This window comes from Methanocellales archaeon, from assembly GCA_028715985.1.
Taxonomy (GTDB): Archaea; Halobacteriota; UBA148; order UBA148; family UBA148; genus UBA148.
Genome location: JAQUQR010000019.1, coordinates 1 through 2,958 on the forward strand (window position 1 = coordinate 1; position 2,958 = coordinate 2,958).

The following is a 2,958-nucleotide window of genomic DNA, read 5'->3' on the forward strand; positions in this document are numbered from 1 at the left end:
ACAGAAAGAGCGGAGAGCTGTTCTACGTTAACTTCACATACACTGAGGAGCGTCCAGCCAACTACACGGTTAGAGTGTACAACAGCACTGCTACCATCAACACGACGACCGTTAACTACCCAGTGGGCGGATCCAACAAGGTCGCGAACGTCAGCTTCTACCTCAATTCAAGTGCTGCTGATGGGTCTTACAATGTATCTGTGGGAATGTATGATAATTTCTCGAATTATGTCATCTCCTACCAGAACAATTCAGTGGTGAAGGATACGACATCACCAGCGATCACGATAGATACACCTACAACCGCCTCGAAGGTTTACAGAAAGAGCGGAGAGCTGTTCTACGTTAACTTCACCTATACAGAGTTGAACCCAGCCAACTACACCGTTAACGTATACAACAGCACTGAGACCATCAACACGACCACACTCAATTATCCTGCAGGTGGAGCCGATCAGATTGCGAACGTCAGCTTCTACCTCAATTCAAGTGCTGCCGACTGGTCTTACAACGTGTCGGTGAATATGTATGACAATGTGTCTAATTATGTCATCTCCTACCAGAACAATTCAGTGGTGAAGGATACGACCGGACCAACAGTCACAATTGTTAATCCGAAGAATGAAACTTACAATACACTTTCATTAACCTTAGATACAGATATTGGTACAGATGCCCAATCTTGCTGGTACTCTTTAAATGGTGGAACAAACACCTCATTTACTTGGGGAGATACCGTTAACATAATAGCTAATGAAGGAAACAATAACGTAACTGTTTATGCAAATGACACACTCGGAAATATCGGAAGCGACAGAGTTTTGTTCAGTGTAAATACAAGTATAATTCTTTGTATTAGTATTACTTCTCCAGCAAATGGTACAATAACAAATAGGGCACAACCTCAACTTACTTTACTAGCTATTGATAAAAACTATCCTACAATCAATTACACACTTTATATCTACTATGAAAATGGGACATTATATTCCGTAGGTAACAGCGGTACCTTGGATAATAACACTCAAACAACAATTGTTTTAAGTCCAGCCATTAACCTGATAGGTAATTCAACAACCTATAAGGTAATAGCCGCTGCTAATGATAGTGCTCTGAACTCTGCCAATTCGTCTGATTTGTACATAACTTTACAGCCGCCCGTTTTATACCTTATATCTCCAGAATATGGATACTGGGACAAGGATGGAAACATCACTTTTATTTTTAAATATGATTCTATAAGTTTTGAAACAGCAAACTGTTCCCTATATATAAATGGTATTTACAACCAGAGCAATGAGACAACAGCAAATAAAATCGAAGCAACTTTTAATGTAGCCGGAATAGCAGAAGGCCAAAACCAGAATTGGACGATAAATTGCACAATGAATGGGATACATGTAGAAGACACTAGGATATTCCATGTAGACAAAACACTTCCTACAATCGATTTGAGCTACCCATCCAATGCTTACAACACCAACTCCACAACCATAAACTTCAACTGGACTGCAACCGACAACTTTGATACAAGCCTGCTCTGCAACCTCACCATAGATGGTGTGGTGAATGCCAGCAACATAGTCTCCCCAAATGCGACTCTAACAAATCACACAGTTTCAGGGTTTGCAGAAGGCACTCATTACTGGAATGTAACCTGTACAGATAATGCAGGAAACGTAAATACTTCAGAAACAAGATCATTCATAATAGATAGAACACCGCCAACGGTCTTGATAGATACGCCGACAAATATCGCGAAGGTTTACAGAAAGAGCGGAGAGCTGTTCTATGTTAACTTCACCTATACGGAACTGAATCCAGCAAACTACACCGTTAATGTATACAACAGCACTGAGACCATTAACACGACGACCGTTAACTACCCAGTGGGCGGAGCGGACAAGGTCGCGAACGTCAGCTTTTACCTCAATTCAAGTGCTGCTGACGGATTTTATAATGTATCGGTTGGTATGTATGACAATTTATCGAATTATAACATTTCTTATCAGAACAATTCGGTGGTGAAGGATGCAACTAATCCAACGATAACGATAGATACGCCGACAACTGCCTCGAAGGTTTACAGAGAGAGCGGGGAGCTGTTCTACGTGAACTTCACGTATACGGAACTGAATCCAGCCAACTACACGGTTAATGTATACAACAGCACTGAGACCATTAACACGACGACCGTTAACTACCCAGTGGGCGGAGCCGATCAGATTGCGAACGTCAGCTTCTACCTCAATTCAAGTGCTGCTGACGGATCTTACAACGTGTCAGTGAATATGTATGACAATGTGTCCAATTATGTCATCTCCTATCAGAACAATTCAGTGGTGAAGGATACAACTGCACCTTCTGTTACTGCCATCACCGTTAACCAGTGGTATCTGAATAATTCTGTGATGAGTCTTAATGCCTCTATCACTGATGATTTGTCCGGAGTCAGTAATGCCACGGTGAACGTGTCTGCCATCAATTCAACGTTAAACGAGGTCATCCTGGTCAAGCAGGATGGGGATTACTGGACGAATGCGACGATTATTGCAGACCGTGGCAACACGGCCGGATTACAAAATCTCACGATCACTGCTTATGATAATATTAGTCTAGTCAACAACACAGTGAATATGACCGTTGGAATAGATGAGAATGCACCTTCTGTTACTGCCATCACCATTAATCAGTGGTATGCGAACAACTCTGTGATGACCCTTAATGCGTCTATCACCGATAGCCAATCTGGAGTAAAGAATGCGACCGTTAACGTGTCTGCCATCAATTCAACGTTAAACGAGGTTGTTCTGGTCAAGCAGGGCGGGAATTACTGGACCAATGCGACGATTATAGCAGACCGTGGCAACACGGCCGAATTACAAAATCTCACCATCACTGCCTATGACAACGTCTCCAATGTCAACAACACCGTGAACATGACCGCTGGAATAGACG

At 42.4% G+C, this 2,958-nt stretch carries 1 protein-coding gene; it reads left to right on the forward strand.

All coding sequences use genetic code 11. The features are described from left to right. Positions 1–2,958 (forward strand): Ig-like domain-containing protein (locus PHI74_07905; protein MDD5485933.1); only part of this gene is annotated, 2,958 nt, incomplete at both ends.